The sequence below is a fragment of the Flavobacterium petrolei genome (assembly GCF_003314435.2).
GTDB classification, from domain to species: domain Bacteria; phylum Bacteroidota; class Bacteroidia; order Flavobacteriales; family Flavobacteriaceae; genus Flavobacterium; species Flavobacterium petrolei.
Window position 1 is genome coordinate 1,283,226 of sequence record NZ_QNVY02000001.1, and the last position, 22,731, is coordinate 1,305,956.

Below are 22,731 nucleotides of genomic sequence, written 5' to 3' on the forward strand. Positions count from 1 at the left end.
TATATTTTAATGTATTTTTTTATAGCCAAGTTGGCTAAGATGATAACTATGAAAGCAAAACTAAAAAAACAATCAATTCTTTACTTATCAATATTTCATTATATACGATACCCAAAATCTCATCCGGATATTTCTTAACTGAATTTTGTCTTTTAGACTTCTTTTTTAGTAGTGTAGTTTTTTATTTAGATAAAGTGTATTGTCAGTTTTTTTAATTTTTTGATATTTATCGAATAGTTAGTATTCATGTCTTAAAAGCGGTTATGATTGTGAATATTTAATTAAATGCGATTTAAATTGATTTTTTTTTTAATTTTAAATTCGCAATTTGACTTTTGTTGAAGCTGTTTTTAAACCTGATTTTATTAGTAAGTTGACTTTTTTTTAATCGTATTGCAGTATTTTTATTTGATGAAATACTACGACATCCAAAAATCAATATGTGGTCTTTTTATCTTTATAACAAAGTACGATTAAGATGATTTCTTCAAAATGATTGTTGTTTTAGTAGGAGAATAGTCCTCAAAAATAAATTTGTTTTTTGTTGTTTATTTGCTTCAATTCTATTCTAAAAAAACTAAATTTGAAATTCATTTTTTGTGATTTTTTAAAATCACAAACACTTCAACTCCAGATATGTACTTAATATTCGATACCGAAACTACAGGATTACCAAAGCGTTGGGGCGCTCCCATTTCAGATACGGATAATTGGCCGCGTTGTATTCAAATTGCTTGGCAGTTGCACGATGATATGGGAAAACTCATCGAGCATCAAGATTATTTGGTCAAGCCCGAAGGTTTTAATATTCCGTATGACGCTGAACGAATTCACGGTATTTCTACGGAACTAGCGGAAGCTGACGGAATCTCTCTGGCGGAAGTTTTGGAAAAATTCAATATTGCCTTAGGCAAAGCCAAATTTATTGTGGGTCAGAATTTAGGTTTTGACATCAATATTATGGGTTGTGAGTTTTATAGAATGGGAGTGGAAAGCCAAATGAGTTCTATGCCAATTCTGGATACCTGTACCGAAGTAACCGCTTCTTTATTAAAATTGCCGGGTGGTCGAGGAGGAAAATTCAAGTTGCCTACGTTAACGGAATTGCACTCTTATCTTTTTAATAAACCTTTCGGCGAAGCGCACAATGCGACTGCCGATGTGGAGGCAACAACGCGTTGTTTCTTAGAGTTAATTCGTAGGGATATTTTCACAAAAGAGGAGCTGGATGTTCCAGCTAGTTATTTTCAAGACTTTCAAAGTAAGAATCCAAGCGAGATTAAACTCATTGGTTTAAAACATATCAATCTCAAGGAAGCTTCGGATAAAATTCGGCAGCAGTTTGGCGAAAAACAAGCTCCGGCTGTTTCCAGAGCAGAACTTTCGGAGAATAAAAAGGTGCTTATTGATGCGCCTTTTGTGCATTTGCACAATCACACCCAATTTTCCGTGCTACAATCTACAATTAGTATTGCGGCATTGGTAAAAGCCGCAGCTCAGCAAAAAATGCCTGCGGTTGCCATGACGGATCATGCGAATTTGATGGGAGCTTTTCATTTCGTGCGCGATATTTTATACCATAATAAGGCAGCTGAAGCCAAAAACAAAGCAGCTATAGAAAATGGCGAGGAACCTACCGAAGTTCCGATGAAACCAATTGTGGGTTGTGAATTTTTTGTGTGTGAAGACCATAAAAATAAGTCAGTAAAAGACAATGGATACCAAATAGTACTTTTGGCGAAGACCAAAAAAGGCTATCATAATTTGGCTAAAATGTCTTCCATCGCGTATACCGAAGGATTTTATTATGTGCCAAGAATCGACAGGAAAGTCATTCAGGAATTCAAAGAAGATATTATTGTTTTGTCTGGAAATCTTTATGGTGAAATCCCAAATAAGATTTTAAACATTGGTGAAAACCAAGCCGAAGAAGCCTTGCTTTGGTGGAAAAACGAATTCAAACAAGATTTTTACATTGAGGTGATGCGTCACAATCAGGAAGATGAAAATCGGGTAAATGCGTCTTTAATTTCATTGGCAAGAAAGCATGATGTCAAAATTATTGCGACAAACAATACCTTTTATATAGACAAAGAAAATTCGAATGCACACGATATTTTGTTGTGTGTGCGAGACGGTGAAAAACAAACTACGCCTATTGGTCGTGGTCGTGGCTATCGTTACGGATTGCCTAATCAGGAATACTATTTCAAGTCGGGAGACGAAATGAAACAGCTTTTCGCCAATTTGCCGGAAGCCATTTCGAATATCTCGGAGATTGTGGATAAGATTGAAATTTTTGATTTGGCACGTGAAGTTTTGCTTCCAAAATTTGAAATCCCGGTTGAATTCAATAATCCCGAAGATGCAGTTGATGGCGGAGTACGAGGTGAAAATGCGTATTTAAGGCATTTAACTTTTGAAGGAGCAAGAAGACGCTATCCCGTAATTACTGAAGAAATTCAGGAACGATTGGATTTTGAATTGTTAACGATTTCCAATTCCGGTTATCCGGGTTATTTCCTGATTGTACAGGATTTAATTGCTGAGGCGAGAAGTATGGGCGTTTCTGTAGGGCCTGGAAGGGGGTCTGCGGCAGGATCCGTGGTGGCATATTGTTTGAAGATTACCAATATTGACCCGTTGATGTACAACCTGCTTTTTGAGCGTTTCCTGAATCCGGATCGTGTGTCACTACCCGATATTGATATCGATTTTGATGATGAAGGCCGAAGCAGTGTAATGGATTATGTAATCCGAAAATACGGTTCAAAACAAGTGGCGCAAATTATCACATACGGTAAAATGGCAACTAAATCGGCGATTCGAGATACCGCTCGTGTATTGGATTTGCCTTTATTCGAAGCCGATAAAATTGCGAAATTGATTCCGGGAATGATGCCGTCAAAATGGAATTTGGCTCGTTTTTTAAATGAAAAAGAAGATATCATTAAAAAGGCGGTTCGTCCAGAAGAATACGATAAAATAAAAGAATTAATAGGTCTTGCTAATGAAGATGATTTAGGAGGAGAAACCATTCAGCAAGCCAAAGTTTTAGAAGGAAATCTTAGAAATACAGGGATTCACGCTTGTGGAGTAATTATTACGCCAAGCGATATTACTGATTTTGTTCCTGTGGCTACCGCCAAAGATTCGGATTTGTATGTGACTCAGTTTGATAACTCGGTTGTGGAAAGTGCTGGATTGCTGAAGATGGACTTCTTGGGTTTGAAAACCCTGACTCTGATAAAAGACACCGTTAAATTAGTAAAATACAGAACCGGAATTGATCTTGATCCAGACACGTTTCCGATTGATGATTTGAAGACGTACGAACTTTTTCAACGGGGAGAAACAGTAGGGATTTTTCAGTATGAGAGTCCTGGAATGCAGAAATACATGAAGGAATTGAAGCCAACAGTATTTCCCGATTTGATTGCGATGAATGCGTTGTATCGTCCTGGTCCAATTGCCTATATTCCGAGTTTCGTTAAGCGAAAAAACGGTGAAGAGGAAATTATTTATGACTTGGATGCCTGCGAAGAATTACTGAAAGATACTTACGGAATTACGGTTTATCAAGAACAAGTAATGCTTTTGTCTCAAAAACTGGCAGATTTCTCTAAAGGTGATGCCGACGTTTTGCGTAAAGCGATGGGAAAAAAGCAAAAAGACGTTTTGGATAAAATGAAACCTAAATTTATCAGTCAGGCTGCCGCCAAAGGCCATGCCGAAGATAAACTGGAGAAAATTTGGAAAGATTGGGAAGCTTTTGCGGAATATGCGTTTAATAAATCACACTCTACTTGTTATGCATGGATTGCATACCAAACAGCATTTTTAAAAGCCAATTATCCAGCCGAATATATGGCTGCGGTTCTTTCGAATAATATGAGTGATATTAAGCAGGTTTCGTTCTTTATGGAAGAGTGTAAACGCATGGGATTACAGGTTTTAGGACCTGATGTAAATGAGTCGTTTTACAAATTTACCGTAAATGACGACTATGCCGTGCGTTTTGGAATGGGAGCCGTAAAAGGTGTGGGGTCTGGAGCTGTTGCAACAATTGTAGAGAATAGGAAAGACGGAAGATACAAGTCGATTTTTGATTTGACCAAGCGTATTGATTTGCGTGCCGCAAATAAAAAAGCATTAGAGAATCTGGTTTTGGCCGGAGGATTCGATTCGTTTTTAGGGACAACGAGAGCGCAGTATTTCCACGATGATGGTGATGGAATTACTTTTTATGAAAAAGCGATTCGGTATGGTGCAAAATTTCAGGAAAATGAGAATTCATCGCAAGTGAGTTTGTTTGGTGACAGCAGTGATGTTCAAATCGCAGAACCTATCGTGCCGCCTTGCGAGGATTGGAGCACGATGGAAAAATTAGCTAAAGAGAAGGAAGTCGTAGGGATTTATATTTCGGGACATCCTTTAGACGATTACAAATTTGAAATGAAATATTTTTGTAATGCCAAACTGGAAGCGTTGAAAAACATGGAATTGCATGTGAGTAAAAACCTTGCGTTTGGAGGAATAATCAATAACGTGCAGCATCGTGTGGCCAAAAATGGAAAAGGTTGGGGCATGTTTACATTAGAAGGATATGATGAAAGTTATGAGTTCCGAATTTTTGGGGAAGAGTATTTAAAGTTTCGTCATTTCTTTATTCAGAATAATTTCACTTTCATGAAAGTACTGGTAAAAGAGGGTTGGACGGACCGAGATACTGGTAAAAAAGGAGAGCCTAGACTACAATTTGTTGAGGTCAAACAATTGCAAGATGTATTAGAAACTTTCGCTAGAAAATTAATTGTGCTGCTAAATATTAAGGATTTAGAAACAGAATTTATCCATAAATTGAGTCACCTTTTTCAAGAAAACAAAGGCGATAACACTGTTTCTTTTGAGGTTATGGAATTGGAAAAAACAAAACGTCTCGTTGCTGTTGCTCCAGTTGAATTAGAAAATGAAGAAGTTGCTTTTGTTGATGAAAATGATAATTCTGAAATGGAAACTCTCGAAATTCCAGACGCTAATGCTGTAGCAAAAGTAGAAGAAGTAGAAGAAGTTAAGGTGGTTACCAAACTAACGATGCCGAGCAGAAAATTGAAAATCAAAATTTCAAATGAATTGCTGGTAGAACTTGAGAAAATGCAAATTAACTTCAAGTTGAATTAAGGGTTTACGGATTGTAAATGATAATGGAGTAATCATAATTTTTTAACTTTTGATGGATTCATGCTGGTGTGAAATTGAATTGTATTCTTTATTCCTATTTTAAAATTCCGTAATCAACTGATTATTATGCATTAATCATTTTTAACATATAATTGGTGGTGTTTGTTATTAAATTTTCAGTGTAAATGGTTTATTTTCGCATAAATGATAATAAACGAAATTATGAAAAAGCAGTTATTTTTATTAGGATTTGCAATTTGTTCTATGACAATGGTAGGGCAAACAGAGAAAAAAGAAAGTTGGTATTTTAAATTGGGAGGATCTTATTTTATCCAAACGGCTGCCACTGAGTTTCCTACTGTAGGTGGGAATGCGGCACTAGATAAAGTGTATGTAGGCGGGAAATTAGTTTCTGAAGAAAGTGTTACAGGTTCATTTGGTGAAGGTTTTAGAACTGGAGCAACTGTTGGCTATAGATTTAATACGCGTTTAGGTGTTGAGATGGGGATAAATTATTATTCTAGTAACGATAAAACAATGGCTCAAACAACTACAGATGCAATTTTTATGTCGGGTGGTCGCCCTGTTTATAATTTTAAATCAGTGGGACAAATCACTGCTTTTGATTTAGCACCTGCTTTAGTTTTATTTTTAGGAGAACAAAATGGTTTTGAACCCTACACAAAAGTTGGAGTTCTTGTGCCAGTTCATGGGGATTTAGAAATTACTACAGATGCAATTGCGCCAACTGGTGTGGCTAGTCCAGCTACCGTGGCTGTTCATAGTGTGGATAAAGTGAAGCCAAATCCTACCGTAGGTTTTATGGCTGCATTAGGAACTTCTTATAAATTAGGAAAACATATTTCTGCATTTGCAGAAGTGGAGTATCGTAATTTTACTGTTCATGGTAAATCGAAAGAAACTACTGAATTTACTATGAATGGTCAAAATGCTTTGGCAGGTAGAAGTCAGGCTCAAATTAATACGAATTATGTTGATCGTTTGGACGTGAATTCAAATAATGCTGCAACTAATCCAAACGGATTGGATTCTAGTAAAGCAATGGATGAATTAAGTTCATATGTTGGAATCAGTGGTCTTGGTTTGACTTTAGGATTGAAATATAGCTTGTAATATCGCTTTTTTATAAATGAAGGGATGCTTGAGAAAGCATCCCTTTTTTTGTTTAAAAAACAGGTTTTGGGAACACGGGTTTTAGCCCTCGTGGTCGAATTGCTAACGCAATTACCTTTTTAGGCTTTTTTAAGCTGGAAAAGATACAGTGTACAGCAGGAAATAGCTTCTGAAAAGAAAAGGTGAAATTTACAGCGAACAAGAATAGGAATTGATAATGGATTAATAGTCAAAACTAATTTGGGAATAGTGTTTGATTTGTTTTTAATTTCTAAATTTGTAATCTAGTTTGAACTATGAAATATTCAAACGATAAACTTTAAATAAAATATTATGGCATTAGCAATAACAGATGCTACTTTTGAAGAAGTAGTTTTGAAATCAGACAAACCTGTAATGGTGGATTTTTGGGCAGCATGGTGCGGACCTTGTAGAATGGTAGGTCCAATCATCGATGAATTAAGCAACGAATATGAAGGAAAAGTTGTTGTAGGGAAAGTTGATGTTGATGCAAACCAAGAATTTGCTGCAAAATACGGAGTTAGAAATATCCCAACAGTATTGGTTTTTCATAATGGTGAAGTAGTAGGAAAACAAGTAGGAGTTGCTCCTAAACAAACTTACGCTGATAGTTTAGACGCTTTGTTGTAATCGGTAGATTATGATTTATATAGAATCTGTATGGATTCAGAGAAAAGGTTTGACGAAAGTCAGGCCTTTTTTTTGTTTAAACTGAATTGATATCAGCTTCTTGATTAAGTTTTGCTTCGGTAATCTTTTAATTTTTAAATCGTTCAATCTTTTAATATATTTGGTAGATGAAGATTGAATCGCAAATAGAGAAAATTTCTAGTTTTCAGCACCTGGAATTGTTGGCTAATCAAGTTGTGGAAGGTTTTATTTCAGGAATGCACAAAAGCCCGTTTCATGGCTTTTCAGCTGAATTTGCCGAGCATAAAGTGTATAATGTTGGCGAAAGTACTAAGCACATTGATTGGAAGTTGTTTGCCAAAACGGATCGTTTGTTTACCAAGCGCTTTGAGGAAGAAACGAATTTGCGGTGTCATATCATTATTGATAATTCCTCATCGATGCATTATCCAAAACTAAAAGACGATCAGAACTTTTTTGAGAATAAGATTGGGTTTTCGGTATTGGCTTCGGCAGTTTTAATGAATCTGTTGAAGAAACAACGCGATGCTGTGGGTCTAAGTGTGTTTTCGGATAGATACGAGTCCTATGCGCCTGAAAAAGGTAGTGATCGCCATCACCGAATGATTTTGAATACACTCGAAGGCTTGCTTGTGAAACCTCCTGTTGAAAAAAAGACAGACACAGTTACATTTTTGCATCAAATAGCGGAGAAAATCCATCGTCGTTCGATGATCATCTTATTTACGGATATGTTTCAGTCCGGTCCAGAATCATCCAGTGAAGAAGTACTCTTTAATGCGCTGCAACATTTGAAACACAACAAGCATAAAGTAGTCCTGTTTCACGTTGTTGATAAGAAAACAGAGTTAAGTTTTGACTTTGATAATGCTCCAAGGAAGTTTATTGATGTGGAAACGGGAGAAGAAGTGGCTGTTTTTGCAGATAATGTGAAGGAAGAATATGAAAAAGAGATGGAAAGTTACTTCAAGAAGTTAGCTTTAACCTGTGCTCAAAATAGAATTAAGTACATTCCGGTGAGTGTGGATGAAAGTTTTGAAAAAATATTAATGACATACTTAGTTGAAAAACAAAACTTTGGATAATAAGGCGAAAATTTATCAATTATTTTTTCAAAAAACGCTTGCGTAAACGGAAATCTATTGTATCTTTGCCACCGCAATAACGCAGAGGTTTGGTAGTTCAGTTGGTTAGAATACATGCCTGTCACGCATGGGGTCGCGGGTTCGAGTCCCGTCCAGACCGCAATATTGGGGAAAGCCTTTCGTAACAGAAAGGCTTTTTTGCCCCATAAGGTTTTTAACGTTAGTTGTGTTGTTTGCTACGAATTTGTAACTCGTAGCGGGTTTAGTAGTTAGACCAATGAAAAGCTTTCCACTTTTGTGGATAGCTTTTTTGATTTAAAAAGAAAGAAGGTTTGGTAGTTCAGTTGGTTAGAATACATGTCTGTCATCTCGTTTTTTGGGACGAGACGGGTTCAATTCCAGAACTGGGTTAAAGAATTAGAATGTTATAGATTAAAATACTGGTTTGGTAGTTCAGTTGGTTAGAATACATGCCTGTCACGCATGGGGTCGCGGGTTCGAGTCCCGTCCAGACCGCCAGTAATAAAAAAGCTTTTCTTAATAGAAAAGCTTTTTTTGTTTTTGTAAAATTCAAATAGTAATCGATATGTATTTTGTTTATATCATAAAAAATCATCAAGGATTATTTTACAAAGGATTTACTCAAAATCTTGAGAAGAGTATTTTTGAGCACAATAATGATTTAAGCCGATATACGTCTGGAAAAAGCCCATGGATTTTGGTTTATTTCAAAGAATTTGAAACCAAAACAGAAGCATTGAAAGAAGAATTACGATTAAAAAAACTTAATGCTGCTTCGATAGAAAGATTATTAAGCGGTTTTCAAGTTTAATAGAACACATGCGTGTCATCTCGTCTTTCGGGACGAGACGGTTTCGAGTACTCTCGTTCCAAAAACGCGATTAGTAATAAAAACGCTTTTTTTGTTTTTGTTAAATTCAAATAGTAATCGATATGTATTTTGTTCATATCATAAAAAATCATCAAGGATTATTTTACAAAGGATTTACTCAAAATCTTGATAAGCGTATTTTTGAACACAATAATAATTTAAGCCGATTCACTTCTGGAAAAAGTCCATGGATTTTGGTGTATTTCAAAGAATTTGAAACAAAAACGGAAGCATTAAAATAAGAATTACGATTAAAAAAACTTAATGTTGCTTCGATAGAAAGGTTAGTAAGCAGTTTTCAAGTTGAATAGAACACATGCCTGTCATCTCGTCTTTCGGGACGAGACGGTTTCGAGTACTCTCGTTCCAAAAACGCGATTAGTAATAAAAAAGCTTTTCTTAATAGAAAAGCTTTTTTTGTTTTTGTAAAATCCAAATAGTAGTCGATATGTATTTTGTTTATATCATAAAAAATCATCAAGGATTATTTTACAAAGGATTTACTCAAAATCTTGAGAAGCGTATTTTTTGAGCACAATAATGATTTAAGCCGATATACGTCTAGAAAAAGCCCATGGATTTTGGTTTATTTCAAAGAATTTGAAACCAAAACAGAAGCATTGAAAGAAGAATTACGATTAAAAAAACTTAATGTTGCTTCGATAGAAAGATTAGTAAGTAATTTTCAAATTGAATAGCACAAATGCCCTATCTCGTCTTTAGGTACGAGACGGTTTCGAGTCCTCTCGTTCCAAAAACGAGACCAGTAATAAAAAGCTTTTCTGTTAAGAAAAGCTTTTTATGTTTTAGTATGTTTATAAATTAAAATAACTCGGATTTATAGTTCCAGACAATCCACACAAACAATCCCAAATACATCACGCAAACTACAAATTTCATAAAGCTGGAAGCTAGAAAACCTGCAAAGGATCCCGCGGCTGCTTTCAAAGCCCGATTATGGTCTTTAAAATCATAAATAAGTTCTCCTATCAACGCGCCAACAAAAGGGCCGATAATGAACCCAAAAGGAACAGGAGCAAGAATCCCAACAATCAAACCGATGTTTGTTCCCCAAATCCCGTACGAGCTACCGCCAAATCTCTTGGTTCCCTTGGCTGGAATCACGTAATCTAAAACGGAAATAACAATTGTAATCAACAAAGCAATTCCTAAAATCCAATAGTTAGCAGGAACAGCATTCGTAAAATAAAGTAATGCTAATCCAACCCAACTCACACTTGGACCTGGTAAAACCGGTAAAAAACTGCCAAGTAAGCCAGTAATGATGCATGCGAAACCAAGAATTAAAAGTAAGATATCCATAAATTTATTTTTAGTAATTTTGAAAACACAAAAGCAACATGTATTTATAAAATGAACAGAATTAAATTAATACAATTATTTTCTGCAACGCTCATCTTTACGCTTTCTTTTTGGTCTGTAAATGCGCAAGAGAAAACGGTAAGTGGTAATGATATGCTTTTGAAAGAGACCATCTATGACGAAAACAGAGTAAAAGTATTGAATTTTTCTTTGAAAGAGTTTGATGCGCTTTTTTTTGAGTTTTTTGAAAAAAAATCGAATCCAAATATTGTACTTACAAAAGAGGAATTTTATACATACACAATTCAAATTGCTGTTTTCTCAGATCGATTGGCAGCTTTGTATCCGGATCAAAAAGAAATTGCTGCCGAAAGTAAAAAGAAATGGTTTGCTGAAAACTACAAAGATTATTTAGTTTTGAAAGCATCTCAAAAAAAATAATTGTATTTTTATAGATTATTAGACCAATTCAAAAACAGAACCTTGAAGCAGTATTACCTCTTTTTAATATTTATATTTTTTAATTCCTGTCAATACTTTGACAAGCAAATTCCTTCGGAAAAGGAATTATTGCAAAAGGAACTGAAATCCATCAACTGGAAAGAAGTCGATGAATACCCATCGGTAGTAGATTGTGAAAAGATTGATAATAAAGCCCAACGTCAACAGTGTTTTTTCGAAGTTTTAACGCAGCTGATTCAAGAGAAATTGAGTGTTGATACACTTTCGGTTCTCTATCCTGAACTGGATACGATCGAAGTTAAGGTGACTGTCTTCCCTAATGCAACGATGCAATTTGAGCCTCAATTTTCAAAGGATTCAGTTGCCTACGACAAAATCAAAATTGACAGTATTCTGAAAGCTCGTTTGGTTGATTTTCCAAAAATTAATCCAGCTATTAAGCGCGGTATTCCAGTAAAAACACAATTTATTATTCCGGTAATTCTAAAAGTAGAGTAGTTTTTTTGGAGCTATTTCCAGTTGTTCACTGTATCTTTTTCTTTTTGGGAGCAAAAATAAAAAGGATGTCGTTTCCACTTGGGCTAGGGCTTTAGTGCATATTAGAATTTTCTACCTTTCCATTCGTATTTCCCAACCAGCGAATACAAAGCCACGCTCACACTAAAAAACGGATATAAGAAACAACTCAAAAGCAAATATCGCATTTTGTTTTTGGACAAAAAATGATTGGTTTTATAAATCAAAATGGTATCAACTGTGAACTTGAAAGTACATGCTAAAAAGACATTTTGAAAAGTAGTTAAGCCTAAGAACCAAGAACCAAGAATTAATAGCCAACTCAGATTCCCAGCAAAAACTAACAATCCCAATCCTTTTCCGAAACTACTTTGATACGAACTCGTTTTTGAGGCCCAGCGAGCGCGTTGGTAAAATAATGATCTCCAATCGTTCATTGGTTTGGTGATGATAATATTATTCTCAGATTTTAGATAATGCACTTTTTCGGCCGATTTTGCAATCGCTTTTTGCAACAAGAATACATCATCGCCACTGGCAATTCCATCATTTCCTTCGAAACCATTCAGCTTCTGGAAAAAGGATTTGGTATATGCAAAGTTGGCGCCATTGCACATAAATTCTTTGTGAATACCAAAACTTCCAATGGTTGCGCCTTGTAAACTCGCCAAATCCAATTGCTGAAAATGATGCAAAAATGAATTGCCAAAATCATACGTTACTGCTCCTGCGATCATCGCAACATCATGAAGCTGAATGTAATTGTCTAAGGTCAATAACCAGTTTGTATTGACTACACAATCGGCATCGGTGGTAATAATCCAATCCGTGGTTACAATTTGCATCGCAGTTACTATTGCATTTTTTTTGGGTGAATTGGAAACCCGAATGTTATTTATGACTGAAACTTTAAACTTTAAATTTGGAATTTTAAATGATTCCTCAGATTCATCGTCGACCAAAATCACTTCAAATAATTCCATCGGATAATTCAACTTTGATAAACTTGCTAGTAAAATAGGCAGATTTTCGGTTTCATTCCGGAAAGGAACAATAATGGAGACTTTTGTTTTTGGCGTTAAGCCGGTATATTCAATTGTATTCACTTTGGTAAAACCATAAATCAGTACAATTATCGCCAAACAATACGTGAAGATTATGATGTATAAAACAATGGTAATCATCATCTTTTATTGCGTTTTGTCTCCTTCTACTTTGGAGAGAATTTTAAAATTCAATACATAATAAATGCCAATTATCACCGGTAAAACCACATTCAAAAACCACATTAAAGTCGAAATGAAAATCACAATCCATTCGTTTACGCCTAAAATCCCAAAGAAATAAACGGCGACACTTCCTTTTACGGCAAAGTCTAAAAATTGAAAAGTAGGCAAGGAGGAAGCCAAGAAATAAACAGACGAAATGGTTGCAATCAACGTAAAATAAGGTAAATCAACATCAAAAGCCAGAAACAAAAAGTAGTATTGGTGTGAGAAAACGAGATAGCGGCAAATGCCTAAAAAGATGTTTTTTTGATGAATCGATTTTGGGATTTCATTAATCTTATGAATCAGTTTTTCGATAGAATAGCCTTTGATAGTAATTTTTTTGATTGAAAATAAAATAATGAAAAGTAGTAGGAGCATTCCAAAAAGCAGCATTACCGTTTTTGTGGTAATCACATTGTACTGCGCATTAAAATACAACAACCCAAAAATTCCAAAAATAACGGTCAATATCATTTGGATTCCGTTGCAAATCAGATTCAAGAAAATGACTTTTTTAGTATTTGATTTATCAAAAAACAACGCTTTTCCAGCATATTCACCAACTCCATTCGGCGTAAAAATTCCCGCGGTTAATGCGCCAAGAACTTGTTTGGTTGCTTTTCCCAAAGATATTTTATGGATAAATTTTACTAAGTTTTGCCATTTCAAGATTTCAAAAAACCGATTCAAAACACTTAATAACAAAATAAACGCGATTCCGCCAATCGATTGATTTTTTTGGAATAGAACAATGAATTTCTGCCAATCTAATTTGTCATTATTAGCTACTTGATTGTAAATAAAATAAAACGCACCGCCGACAATCAAAAGTTTGATTAGAAGTACTAGGAATTGCTTAGTTTTGTGTGGAATTGAAATCATTGGTGCAAAGTAACAAAACTTTAAACTTTTAGACTTTAAACTTTAAACTAAATCATTGGCAAACGAACGTATCATATTAGGAATTGACCCGGGAACGACGATTATGGGTTTTGGATTGATAAAAATTGTCAATAAAAAAATGGAGTTTTTGCAACTGAACGAATTGCAATTGTCCAAATACGACAATCATTATCAAAAACTAAAAATCATTTTTGAGCGTACGATTGAGCTAATCGATACACACAATCCAGATGAAATTGCAATCGAAGCGCCTTTCTTTGGTAAAAACGTGCAATCTATGCTAAAGTTGGGACGCGCACAAGGCGTTGCCATGGCTGCGGGACTTTCGAGAGATATTCCAATCACCGAATACGAACCAAAAAAAATAAAAATGGCAATTACCGGAAACGGAAATGCTAGCAAAGAACAAGTTGCCAAAATGCTACAGCAATTATTAGGATTGAAGGAATTACCTAAAAATCTGGATTCAACTGATGGATTGGCAGCCGCAGTTTGTCATTTTTTCAATTCTGGAAAAGTGGTTGGTGCCAAAAGTTATACCGGTTGGGATGCTTTTGTTAAACAAAACGAAGAACGAGTTAAAAAATAGTAGTCGGTTTTCAGTTTGCAGAACTGACTACTAAAACTGACCACTAAATACTAATAAATGAGCGGAATCTACATTCATATCCCTTTTTGCAAGCAGGCGTGTCATTACTGCGATTTTCACTTTTCGACTTCGATGAAGAAGAAAGAAGAAATGGTTTTGGCTATTGCCAAAGAAATTCAAATGCGTAAAAGTGAGTTTGAGAATCAAGAAGTCGAAACCATTTATTTCGGTGGAGGAACGCCAAGTGTTTTAAGTTCTGAAGAAATTAATTTTTTGATTGCTGCAGTTTATAGCAATTATTCTGTGATTGAAAATCCCGAAATCACACTGGAAGCCAATCCGGATGATTTGTCAAGCGAACGAATAATTGAATTGTCTAAAAGTAAAATTAATCGATTAAGCATCGGGATTCAATCGTTTTTTGAAGACGATTTGCAACTGATGAATAGAGCTCATAATTCGGCGGAAGCCAAAAAATGTTTGGAAGAAGCCACTAAGTATTTCGACAATATTTCCCTCGATTTAATTTACGGAATTCCCAGAATGAGTAATGAGAAATGGAAACAAAATATTGAAACAGCACTGTCTTTTGGTATCCCGCATATTTCTAGTTATGCCTTGACAGTGGAACCAAAAACCGCTTTGAATAAACTGATTCAAACGGGAAAAATTGCTGCTCCTAAAGATGAAGTAGCGCAAGAGCATTTTGCTATTTTGGTAGAAACGCTTGAAGCCAATGATTTTATTCATTACGAATTATCAAATTTTGGGAAGGAAAACTATTTCTCCAAGAATAATTCGGCGTATTGGTTGGGGAAAAAATACATTGGAATTGGTCCTTCGGCGCACAGCTATGATGGCATTTCGAGAAGTTGGAATGTGTCGAATAATTCGCTGTATATAAAATCCATTCAAGAAAATAAACTGCCTAACGAAACTGAAATCCTTTCGATTACGGATCGTTACAACGAATATGTTATGACGGGTTTACGAACGATTTGGGGTGTTTCTTTGGATAGAATTGAAACCGAATTTGGAATTATTTATTTGGAATATTTGAACAAACGATCTCAAAAATTCATTGGTGATGATTTAGTTTTTATCGAAAATAACATTCTAAAACCGACTCCAAAAGGAAAGTTTTTGACGGATGGAATTGCATCAGACTTATTTTACTTAAATTTGGAAGAGTAACGTAACCGCAAAGGTCGCAAAGGTCGCAAAGTTGAAAGGAATTTTGTGTCGTAGCGTCTGATTAGCATAAAAAATAACTTGTGTTAGCAACAGTTCAATATAACAATCAAACAATTAAAGTCAACCTATCAAAACCCATTGATATTTCGATTCCATTGACAAATACAGATGAAAATCCAATTGCTTGGTATATCGAAAAACCAATTATTGAACCCGTGGTTTTTGGGGATTGGATAGGGAAAGTTTCGGAAGGGAAATCTTCGACAAACTTTAATAATATTTTCTTCAATCCCCACGGGCACGGAACGCACACGGAATGTCTGGGGCATATTACACGGGAATTTTACAGCATTAATCAGTCGTTGAAACAGTTTTTCTTTTTGGCTGAATTGATTTCGGTTGTGCCGGAATTGCAAGGGGAAGACTTGGTTATTACACTGGATAACATCTTGAATGCGCTCGATGTGACACTGAAATTAGGTGTTCCAAAAGAAGCTCTAATCATTAGAACACTTCCTAATTTTAAAATAAAAAAATCTTTAAAATATTCGAATACCAATCCGCCATATCTTTCTGAAGAGGCTGCCCGTTTCATTCGCGAAAGCGGTATTCAGCATTTATTGATTGATCTGCCTAGTGTGGATAAAGAAAAAGATGATGGAAAATTACTGGCGCACAAAGCCTTTTGGAATGTCAAAGATGTCAACAATCTGAATGCTGATGCACGATTGGACTGTACGATTACCGAATTGATTTTTGTTCCAGATGAAGTGAAAGATGGCACTTATTTGCTGAATATACAAATCGCATCTTTTGAGAATGACGCGAGTCCGAGCAAGCCTGTTTTGTATGCTATTTTAAATGAGGAATCAAAATAATTTTACAAAATGAATTTAGAAACGTACTACGAATATTGCTTGTCTAAAAAAGGAGTGACGGAACATTTCCCTTTTGATGAAGATACTTTAGTTTTTAAAGTAGGCGGAAAAATGTTTGCATTATCGTCTTTAAGTCAATGGGAGAAAGGGCAACCGTCAGTCAATTTAAAATGTGATCCGGAGCGTGCCGAGGAATTACGAGCGGAATACGATGACATTCAGCCCGGTTTTCACATGAGTAAAACCCATTGGAATACAATTGCTGTAAATGAATCGGTTTCAGATAATTTAATTAGAGAGTTGATTGATCATTCCTATGAGTTGGTTTTCGGAAGTTTAACAAAGAAGATGCAATCAGAACTTTACAGTGGTTAAAAACCATTCGTCGCTTAAAATCAGTTGTTCGACTACAGTAAATGGCTATTTTATCGAAAATTAGGGTATATCATCTCTAATTTATTTATTTTTAAAAATTACATTATATAAAACAGATGAATAAATTACTAAATATTTTATTAATTGAAGATGATGCTATTGAAGTTATGAAATTCAATAGAGTTTTAAGTACCTTAGATATTAAGCATAAAATTCTAGAAGCAAATAATGGAGAAGAAGCAATTAAAATATTAAAAGAAAAAGAAACTGTTCCGGATATTATTGTGCTGGATTTAAATATGCCAAAAATGAACGGAATTGAATTTTTAAGGATATTAAAAGCTGACGAATATTTAAAATACATCCCAGCCGTGATTTTAACTACATCAAACAATAGGAAAGATATATTAGAATGTTACAAAATTGGAATTGCGGGTTATCTATTAAAACCTCTTAAATACGATGACTACATCGATCGAATAAAACATCTAATAGAATACTGGAGTAGAAATGAATTAATATCTCAGTAGATATGTATGGAATTGTTAATAAGGCGATAGAAGAATTAGTCATAGCTAATTTTGGTGCGAATAAATGGGAAGCCATTAAATTACGCAGTGGTGTAGATGTTGATTATTTTATAAGCAGTGAGCCCTATGATGATGATTTGACTTTTAAGTTGGCTCAGGCAGTTTCTAATGAAATGGGCATGACATTGAGTGCTGTTTTAATTGCGTTTGGAGAATGGTGGGTTGTAAAAACAACAAAAGATAAGTACGGTGGTTTAATGGAAGCAGGGGGAGATAATTTAAAAGAATTTTTAATAAACTTACCTCTTTTTCATAATAGAGTGATGCTGATTTATCCAAAACTGACTCCGCCAGAATTCAAAGTTACTGAAGTCACTGAAAACAGTATTCATTTGCATTATTTTTCAAAAAGAGAAGGGCTTCAAGATTTTGTAAGAGGGATAATCCAAGGACTGGGAATAATGTATCATACGCCGGTAACCATAAGTTTAATTCAAACTCGAGACGAGGGTAGTTCACATGAAATTTTTTATGTAAATTGGTAAAAAAAAAGAATGAAAAACTTAGGATTTCAATTTGATGAAAACAGCTTCAATAAGTTGTTTCCTTTTTATATTCTAATTGATTCTAATCTAAAAATAATAGGGTTGGGTAAAAGTTTATCTAAGACTTTTCCATCAATCAAATTAAACGACAATTTTGCTTCAACTTTTGAAGTAAAAAGGCCTTATATTGAAAATTCCACCACTGACGGATTAAAAACAATTATTGATCAACTTGTCGTTTTAGGAACAACAGATGATTCTGTTGATTTAAGAGGTCAATTTCAAGAATATAAAGATTCTATTTTATTTGTAGGTTCTCCATGGTTTATTTCAATGAACCAAGTTATAGAAAAAAAACTAACATTTCACGATTTTGCTTTTCACGATCCTTTATTGGACCTTCTTCATGTGCTGAAAACGCAAGAAATAACTACTCAGGAACTTAAAGAGTTGTTGGATAGAATTAATAATCAAAAAAAAGATTTAAAAAGGGATCAGCAAGAGTTAAACAGGCTTTCTCTTGTGGCTAGTGCTAATGAGAATGGAGTTGTTTTTACTAGACCAGACGGTATTATTTTTTGGTGTAATGATGCTTTTTTAAAATTGACAGGCTTTTCTAAAGAAGAAATAATTGGAAAAACTCCTGTTGAGGTTGGCAAATGTGAGTTTACAAATAAAGAAGATTTAAATAAAATGATTGACCCATTTTTTAAAGGGGAAACATTTGACGTAGAATTAGTTCATGGTCGTAAAGACGGAAGCTATTTTTGGACTAAAACGAAAGGACAACCTATTCTGGATTCAGCAGGAAATGTTATTCAGTATTTTGCAATGATTGAAGATGTAACTGAAAAAAAGAATGCTGATTTTAAATTAATTGAATCGGAAGACAGGCTTTCATTTCTAATTCTGAACCTGCAAACGGGTGTTATTCTAGAAGATGAAGACAGAAGAGTTTTATTGGTAAATAAAAAATTCTGCTCGATGTTTGATTTTGAAGAAGAGCCGGATCTTTTAATCGGGATGGATTACTCTAATTCTGTAGAGGATTTAAAACGGTTTTTCAAAAATCCGGATTTATATGTAGCAAGATTAAATAGTATCCTCAAAGCTAAAGAGCCTGTTTATAATGAAGAATTAGAGCTCGTAGACGGTAGGTTTTTTGAGAGAAGCTATATTCCCATTTTTAGAGATGGTATCTATAAAGGAAATCTTAGGTCCTATGTGGATATTACCTTAAAAAAGAATCATCAAACATTATTGCAAAACGAAAAAGAGAAATACAGTAGCATCATTGCCAATATGAACTTAGGTTTGGTTGAGGTTGATCAAAACGATTGTATCACTTTAGTGAATCATAGTTTTAGTGAAATTAGTGGCTACAGTATGGAGGAATTAGTTGGGAAAAATGCTTCAGATCTATTTCTGACCAAAGAAAGTAAAGAGTTTGTTGGTACAAAAAATATATTACGGACTCAAAGGGTATCAGATTCATATGAAATACAAATAAAAAATAAAACGGGAGAGAACAGACATTGGCTAATCAGTGGCGCACCAAATTATGATATCAATGGAAAAATTGTTGGTTCCATAGGAATTCATCTGGATATAACTGAGCAAAAAGAGCAAGAAGAAAAAATTTATTTGCTCTCCTTAATTGCTGAAAAAAATATAAATGCAGTTGTGATTTCTGATGCACAGGGCAATACAGAATGGGTTAATTCCAGTTTTGAGAAAATGTCTGGCTACACTAAAGAGGAATTGGTAGGAATAAAACCAGGGAATCTGTTGCAGGGTAAAGAGACAAACCCTGAAACTATTCGGTATTTAAAAGATCAAATTAGCAAAGGTCAACCCTTTAATTGTGAAATTGTAAATTACACAAAAACGGGGGAGAAATATTGGGTAAAAATACAAGGGCAAGCTTTATATAATAAAAAAGGTGAAATAGTCCGATACTTTGCTATTGAAGAAAATATATCTAACAAGAAATTATTAGAAAATCAAAGAGAAGAATTGGTTGCAAGATTAGCAAAAACAAATAAAGAACTCGAAGATTATGCCCAAATAGTTTCCCATGATTTAAAATCACCTTTGCGTAGTATTCATTCTCTAATTTCGTGGATAAAAGAGGATAGTGATAAAGCATTTAGTGAGCAAACTTTAGGATATTTTTCAATGATTGAAAATAAAGTAGAAAAAATGGATCATTTAATCGAGGGGATATTGACCTATTCTAAAATTGATAAAGAAAATCTAACTTTAGAAAGTGTAAATACACATCAAATCATACAAAGCATCATTGATATAATTCACATTCCCAAACATGTGACCATTGCTATAAAAAATACATTACCTATACTCATGGCAGATCGTTATAGAATTCAGCAATTATTCCAAAACATTATAGGAAATGCTGTAAATTATATAGAACGGGATCCTGGTTATGTAGAAATAGCTTCAGAAGAATACGTTGATCATTATGTAATCTCTGTTAAAGATAATGGCGTAGGAATTGCAAAAGAACATTATGAAAAAGTATTTAAGACTTTTCAATCATATACTAAAAGTGAGCATTCCACAGGACTTGGCTTGGCAATCGTAAAGAAAATTATTGAGGCCTATAATGGTAAAATTTGGATCGAAAGTGAATTAGGAGAGGGGTCAACCTTTTTTGTAAAACTTAATAAATAACTATGAAAATTATTCAGGCTTCAAAAGTGGAAAATCAAGGTTGGAACTATTTACAAAAAAAAGTAACATTAAAAAATCCGTTGGTTTTAGTGTTCGCCAATAGATTGCTTTTGGAGGATGATGCTGTAATAGAGAGTATCCGAAAAGAATTTCCCTATGAACATTTAGTTTTTGGATCAACAGCGGGGGAAATTGTTTCCTGCAACGTATTTGATAATTCTATTTCAGTGACAGCAATAGAGTTTGAAAAAAGCTCTTTTGTAGTGAAACGGGAAAATATTTTAGACTACGGCAAAGATGCCCAAACACTAGGCAAAACGCTATATAATAAAATTCCTAAAGAGAACTTAAAACACTTATTTGTTTTGTCCGAGGGTAGTTTTGTAAATGGAAGCTCTTTAATAAAAGGTTTAGAAAATGATATTGATCTGGAAGTTTCTATAACTGGCGGAATGTGCGGCGATGATGCACGATTCGAAAAAACAGTTGCTTCGTACAAAGAAAATCCTAAAGAAGGAGAAGTGATTTTAATTGGTTTTTATGGAGATACGTTAGAGATATCTTACGCAAGTTTTGGTGGTTGGATTCCATTTGGACCAGAAAGAATTATTACAAAATCAGAGGCAAATATTCTTTATGAAATTGATGGGCAGCCAGCACTTGATTTGTATAAAAAATACTTGGGAGATAAAGCCAGTGAATTGCCTCAAGCTTCCTTGTTATATCCTTTAAATGTAACTCCGGAAGGTAAAAAGGAACCTGTCGTTCGAACTATTTTGAACATTAACAATGATGATCAGTTCATGATTTTAGCGGGTGATGTGCCAATGAACGCAAGAGTGCAGTTAATGATGGCATCTGTAGACGGAATTGCAACTGGAGCACAAATTGCTGCTGAATTTGCGATGAAAAATCGTAAAGCCGATCCGGAATTAGCCATCTTAGTAAGTTGTATAGGCAGAAGACTAGTGATGAACCAAAGAATAGAAGAAGAAGTTGAGCATGTTCGTGAGACTATTGGAGAAAAAATTCCAATGACTGGATTTTACTCATACGGGGAGATGGCACCTTTTAATGAAAGTACTTCTTGTGAACTTCATAATCAAACAATGACGTTAACCCTAATTAGCGAGTAATGAATTCATTATTAAAAAGACAAATAGACAAAAAACTTAAAGGCGGACTGAACGATTTAGATATCTTTCTAGCGGCGATTGATGATTCCTATAACAATTTTGAAAATCAGATAGGCTTACTGCATAGAGCAATGAAAATTAGTTCTGATGAACTTTTTGAAGCCAATCAAAAATTAAGAGATGAAGCGGGGAGTTTAAAAGAAGTCAATAAAAATTTGCAGTTTATTCTTAATTCTATGAGTCTGGATGTAGCAATTACATCAAATGTTGATTCCTTTAATTCGTCAGAATATATTAAGCAACAATCAGTAGAAATTATCAAAATCAATAAGCAAAGAGAGGAATTACTTTTGAATCTTGAAAAACAAAATCAGGTTTTAAATGAATATGCTCATATGGTTTCCCATGATTTAAAAGCACCTTTGCGGAGCATTGATACATTGATAAACTGGTTTATTGAAGATAATCAGGCAATGATGAATGAAACTAACTTGAAATCATTGAATTTAATTCTTTCTAATGTGGAGAAAATGGATTTTTTAATTAAAGGAATCCTAAACTATACTGCTATTGATAATAAAGAAAATCAAGACAGAATAATTGATTTAAATATTTTGATAGAGGAAACTTTAAGAACCATACATATTTCTGAACACGTCAAAATCAAAATTAAGAATCACCTGCCCAAAGTATTTGGAAATGACTTTAGATATAAACAGCTATTTCAAAACTTAATACAGAACGCCATAAAGTACAATGATAAAGAAAATATTACTGTCGAAATTGGAAATTTAGAAAGTGATACGGAAATTAGTTTTTATGTAAAAGACAACGGAATTGGTATTCCAGAACAGTACCAGACTAGAATTTTTGATATTTTCTCTAAATTAGAAAATAATGACCCGTCTTCAGGGATTGGACTTTCTATTGTGAAAAAAATTATTGACTTTTACAATGGTACCATTTGGCTGGAAAGCCAAGAAAATATAGGAACAACTTTTCATTTTACGATACCCAAAGAAAATGGAGCAGCCTAATCTAACCTACATCAACGATCTCTCAGGAGATAATCTTGAATTCAGAGCTAAATTAATTGGTATTCTTAAAAAGGAACTTCCCGAAGAAATAAATGGCTATTCAGAACAAATGGCAAACACTATTTTTGTCGAGGCTGCGCAATCAGTTCATAAACTAAAACATAAAATATCTATACTTGGTTTAGAAAAAAGTTATTATATTGCTGAAGAATATGAAGTTAATCTAAAAAATAACTCTACAAGTCTCCGTGCTGATTTTGAAACTATTTTGAAAATTATGCAAGAGTTTGTAAACCGTTTGTAACACCTCTTAC

The 22,731-nt window shown here is 34.3% G+C and carries 22 protein-coding genes and 2 tRNA genes; 21 read left to right on the plus strand and 3 right to left on the minus strand.

Features of this window, described 5'->3' with window-relative positions; translation table 11 throughout:
- The first annotated feature begins 636 nt into the window (after positions 1-636).
- The 9 genes from dnaE (at position 637) to DR871_RS05605 (ending at position 9,662) form a co-directional block, all read left to right on the plus strand.
- Positions 637-5,181, plus strand: a complete 4,545-nt coding sequence (gene dnaE, locus DR871_RS05565; protein WP_113664482.1) for a DNA polymerase III subunit alpha — start codon at positions 637-639, stop codon at positions 5,179-5,181.
- Between the two features lie 222 nt (positions 5,182-5,403).
- Positions 5,404-6,315, plus strand: coding sequence for an outer membrane beta-barrel protein (locus DR871_RS05570; protein ID WP_113665428.1), 912 nt, complete (start codon positions 5,404-5,406; stop codon positions 6,313-6,315).
- A gap of 333 nt (positions 6,316-6,648) precedes the next feature.
- Positions 6,649-6,966: a thioredoxin gene (gene trxA / locus DR871_RS05575; RefSeq protein ID WP_024980008.1), complete on the plus strand. Its 318-nt coding sequence runs from the start codon at positions 6,649-6,651 to the stop codon at positions 6,964-6,966.
- Positions 6,967-7,133: 167 nt separating this feature from the next.
- On the plus strand, positions 7,134-8,072 hold the full coding sequence (locus DR871_RS05580; protein WP_113664481.1) for a DUF58 domain-containing protein: 939 nt from the start codon (positions 7,134-7,136) through the stop codon (positions 8,070-8,072).
- Between the two features lie 86 nt (positions 8,073-8,158).
- Positions 8,159-8,232: transfer RNA gene (locus DR871_RS05585), tRNA-Asp, on the plus strand.
- A 282-nt stretch (positions 8,233-8,514) separates the two neighbouring features.
- Positions 8,515-8,591: transfer RNA gene (locus tag DR871_RS05590), tRNA-Asp, on the plus strand.
- A 67-nt stretch (positions 8,592-8,658) separates the two neighbouring features.
- The gene (locus tag DR871_RS05595) at positions 8,659-8,904 is read left to right on the plus strand and encodes a GIY-YIG nuclease family protein (RefSeq protein ID WP_113664480.1); all 246 of its coding nucleotides are present in this window, start codon (positions 8,659-8,661) and stop codon (positions 8,902-8,904) included.
- Between the two features lie 122 nt (positions 8,905-9,026).
- A complete protein-coding gene (locus DR871_RS05600; protein ID WP_113664479.1) occupies positions 9,027-9,206 on the plus strand; it encodes a GIY-YIG nuclease family protein in 180 nt (59 codons plus the stop codon).
- Positions 9,207-9,476: 270 nt separating this feature from the next.
- Positions 9,477-9,662 carry a GIY-YIG nuclease family protein gene (locus DR871_RS05605; RefSeq protein ID WP_165355308.1) on the plus strand — a complete coding sequence of 62 codons (186 nt, stop codon included), beginning with the start codon at positions 9,477-9,479 and terminating at the stop codon, positions 9,660-9,662.
- Positions 9,663-9,786: 124 nt separating this feature from the next.
- Here DR871_RS05605 and DR871_RS05610 read toward each other — a convergent pair whose 3' ends face one another.
- On the minus strand, positions 9,787-10,287 hold the full coding sequence (locus DR871_RS05610) for a DUF456 domain-containing protein (RefSeq protein ID WP_113664477.1): 501 nt from the start codon (positions 10,285-10,287) through the stop codon (positions 9,787-9,789).
- Positions 10,288-10,338: 51 nt separating this feature from the next.
- On the opposite strand from DR871_RS05610, the gene DR871_RS05615 reads away from it, so the two are divergent.
- Together DR871_RS05615 and DR871_RS05620 are read left to right on the plus strand one after the other, a co-directional pair.
- Positions 10,339-10,728: a hypothetical protein gene (locus tag DR871_RS05615; RefSeq protein WP_113664476.1), complete on the plus strand. Its 390-nt coding sequence runs from the start codon at positions 10,339-10,341 to the stop codon at positions 10,726-10,728.
- Positions 10,729-10,770: 42 nt separating this feature from the next.
- Positions 10,771-11,247 (plus strand): hypothetical protein, encoded by a 477-nt coding sequence (locus tag DR871_RS05620; RefSeq protein ID WP_113665427.1) that lies wholly within the window; start codon positions 10,771-10,773, stop codon positions 11,245-11,247.
- A gap of 101 nt (positions 11,248-11,348) precedes the next feature.
- Here DR871_RS05620 and DR871_RS05625 read toward each other — a convergent pair whose 3' ends face one another.
- Together DR871_RS05625 and DR871_RS05630 are read right to left on the minus strand one after the other, a co-directional pair.
- The gene (locus DR871_RS05625) at positions 11,349-12,452 is read right to left on the minus strand and encodes a glycosyltransferase family 2 protein (RefSeq protein ID WP_317125672.1); all 1,104 of its coding nucleotides are present in this window, start codon (positions 12,450-12,452) and stop codon (positions 11,349-11,351) included.
- A 3-nt stretch (positions 12,453-12,455) separates the two neighbouring features.
- Positions 12,456-13,418, minus strand: a complete 963-nt coding sequence (locus tag DR871_RS05630) for a lysylphosphatidylglycerol synthase domain-containing protein (protein ID WP_113664475.1) — start codon at positions 13,416-13,418, stop codon at positions 12,456-12,458.
- A 55-nt stretch (positions 13,419-13,473) separates the two neighbouring features.
- On the opposite strand from DR871_RS05630, the gene ruvC reads away from it, so the two are divergent.
- The 10 genes from ruvC to DR871_RS05680 all read left to right on the plus strand — a co-directional run bounded on the left by ruvC (position 13,474) and on the right by DR871_RS05680 (position 22,721).
- Complete coding sequence (gene ruvC, locus DR871_RS05635; RefSeq protein ID WP_091172893.1) at positions 13,474-14,028, plus strand: crossover junction endodeoxyribonuclease RuvC; 555 nt, start codon at positions 13,474-13,476, stop codon at positions 14,026-14,028.
- A 57-nt stretch (positions 14,029-14,085) separates the two neighbouring features.
- On the plus strand, positions 14,086-15,222 hold the full coding sequence (gene hemW, locus DR871_RS05640) for a radical SAM family heme chaperone HemW (protein ID WP_113664474.1): 1,137 nt from the start codon (positions 14,086-14,088) through the stop codon (positions 15,220-15,222).
- A gap of 80 nt (positions 15,223-15,302) precedes the next feature.
- Positions 15,303-16,100 carry a cyclase family protein gene (locus DR871_RS05645; RefSeq protein ID WP_113664473.1) on the plus strand — a complete coding sequence of 266 codons (798 nt, stop codon included), beginning with the start codon at positions 15,303-15,305 and terminating at the stop codon, positions 16,098-16,100.
- Between the two features lie 9 nt (positions 16,101-16,109).
- The gene (locus DR871_RS05650; RefSeq protein ID WP_113664472.1) at positions 16,110-16,475 is read left to right on the plus strand and encodes an MmcQ/YjbR family DNA-binding protein; all 366 of its coding nucleotides are present in this window, start codon (positions 16,110-16,112) and stop codon (positions 16,473-16,475) included.
- 116 nt (positions 16,476-16,591) lie between these two features.
- Positions 16,592-17,005 carry a response regulator gene (locus DR871_RS05655; RefSeq protein ID WP_113664471.1) on the plus strand — a complete coding sequence of 138 codons (414 nt, stop codon included), beginning with the start codon at positions 16,592-16,594 and terminating at the stop codon, positions 17,003-17,005.
- A 2-nt stretch (positions 17,006-17,007) separates the two neighbouring features.
- Positions 17,008-17,550, plus strand: a complete 543-nt coding sequence (locus tag DR871_RS05660) for a heme NO-binding domain-containing protein (protein ID WP_113664470.1) — start codon at positions 17,008-17,010, stop codon at positions 17,548-17,550.
- Positions 17,551-17,559: 9 nt separating this feature from the next.
- On the plus strand, positions 17,560-20,244 hold the full coding sequence (locus tag DR871_RS05665) for a PAS domain S-box protein (protein WP_113664469.1): 2,685 nt from the start codon (positions 17,560-17,562) through the stop codon (positions 20,242-20,244).
- Between the two features lie 2 nt (positions 20,245-20,246).
- Positions 20,247-21,380, plus strand: coding sequence for an FIST signal transduction protein (locus DR871_RS05670; protein ID WP_113664468.1), 1,134 nt, complete (start codon positions 20,247-20,249; stop codon positions 21,378-21,380).
- Positions 21,380-22,417, plus strand: a complete 1,038-nt coding sequence (locus DR871_RS05675) for a sensor histidine kinase (protein ID WP_113664467.1) — start codon at positions 21,380-21,382, stop codon at positions 22,415-22,417. Before DR871_RS05670 ends, DR871_RS05675 begins: the two co-directional genes overlap by 1 nt.
- Positions 22,404-22,721, plus strand: a complete 318-nt coding sequence (locus DR871_RS05680; RefSeq protein WP_113664466.1) for an Hpt domain-containing protein — start codon at positions 22,404-22,406, stop codon at positions 22,719-22,721. Before DR871_RS05675 ends, DR871_RS05680 begins: the two co-directional genes overlap by 14 nt.
- Positions 22,722-22,731: the final 10 nt, after the last annotated feature.

Bases quoted from the DNA above. Each gene is read 5' to 3' on its own strand.
- DR871_RS05650 (WP_113664472.1), top strand. From the start codon at position 16,110: ATGAATTTAGAAACGTACTACGAATATTGCTTGTCTAAAAAAGGAGTG.
- DR871_RS05670 (WP_113664468.1), top strand. From the start codon at position 20,247: ATGAAAATTATTCAGGCTTCAAAAGTGGAAAATCAAGGTTGGAACTAT.
- DR871_RS05655 (WP_113664471.1), top strand. From the start codon at position 16,592: ATGAATAAATTACTAAATATTTTATTAATTGAAGATGATGCTATTGAA.
- DR871_RS05600 (WP_113664479.1), top strand. From the start codon at position 9,027: ATGTATTTTGTTCATATCATAAAAAATCATCAAGGATTATTTTACAAA.
- DR871_RS05680 (WP_113664466.1), top strand. From the start codon at position 22,404: ATGGAGCAGCCTAATCTAACCTACATCAACGATCTCTCAGGAGATAAT.
- trxA (WP_024980008.1), top strand. From the start codon at position 6,649: ATGGCATTAGCAATAACAGATGCTACTTTTGAAGAAGTAGTTTTGAAA.
- DR871_RS05665 (WP_113664469.1), top strand. From the start codon at position 17,560: ATGAAAAACTTAGGATTTCAATTTGATGAAAACAGCTTCAATAAGTTG.
- DR871_RS05630 (WP_113664475.1), bottom strand. From the start codon at position 13,418: ATGATTTCAATTCCACACAAAACTAAGCAATTCCTAGTACTTCTAATC.
- hemW (WP_113664474.1), top strand. From the start codon at position 14,086: ATGAGCGGAATCTACATTCATATCCCTTTTTGCAAGCAGGCGTGTCAT.
- DR871_RS05580 (WP_113664481.1), top strand. From the start codon at position 7,134: ATGAAGATTGAATCGCAAATAGAGAAAATTTCTAGTTTTCAGCACCTG.
- DR871_RS05595 (WP_113664480.1), top strand. From the start codon at position 8,659: ATGTATTTTGTTTATATCATAAAAAATCATCAAGGATTATTTTACAAA.
- DR871_RS05615 (WP_113664476.1), top strand. From the start codon at position 10,339: ATGAACAGAATTAAATTAATACAATTATTTTCTGCAACGCTCATCTTT.
- DR871_RS05660 (WP_113664470.1), top strand. From the start codon at position 17,008: ATGTATGGAATTGTTAATAAGGCGATAGAAGAATTAGTCATAGCTAAT.
- dnaE (WP_113664482.1), top strand. From the start codon at position 637: ATGTACTTAATATTCGATACCGAAACTACAGGATTACCAAAGCGTTGG.
- DR871_RS05610 (WP_113664477.1), bottom strand. From the start codon at position 10,287: ATGGATATCTTACTTTTAATTCTTGGTTTCGCATGCATCATTACTGGC.
- DR871_RS05675 (WP_113664467.1), top strand. From the start codon at position 21,380: ATGAATTCATTATTAAAAAGACAAATAGACAAAAAACTTAAAGGCGGA.
- DR871_RS05625 (WP_317125672.1), bottom strand. From the start codon at position 12,452: ATGATGATTACCATTGTTTTATACATCATAATCTTCACGTATTGTTTG.
- DR871_RS05570 (WP_113665428.1), top strand. From the start codon at position 5,404: ATGAAAAAGCAGTTATTTTTATTAGGATTTGCAATTTGTTCTATGACA.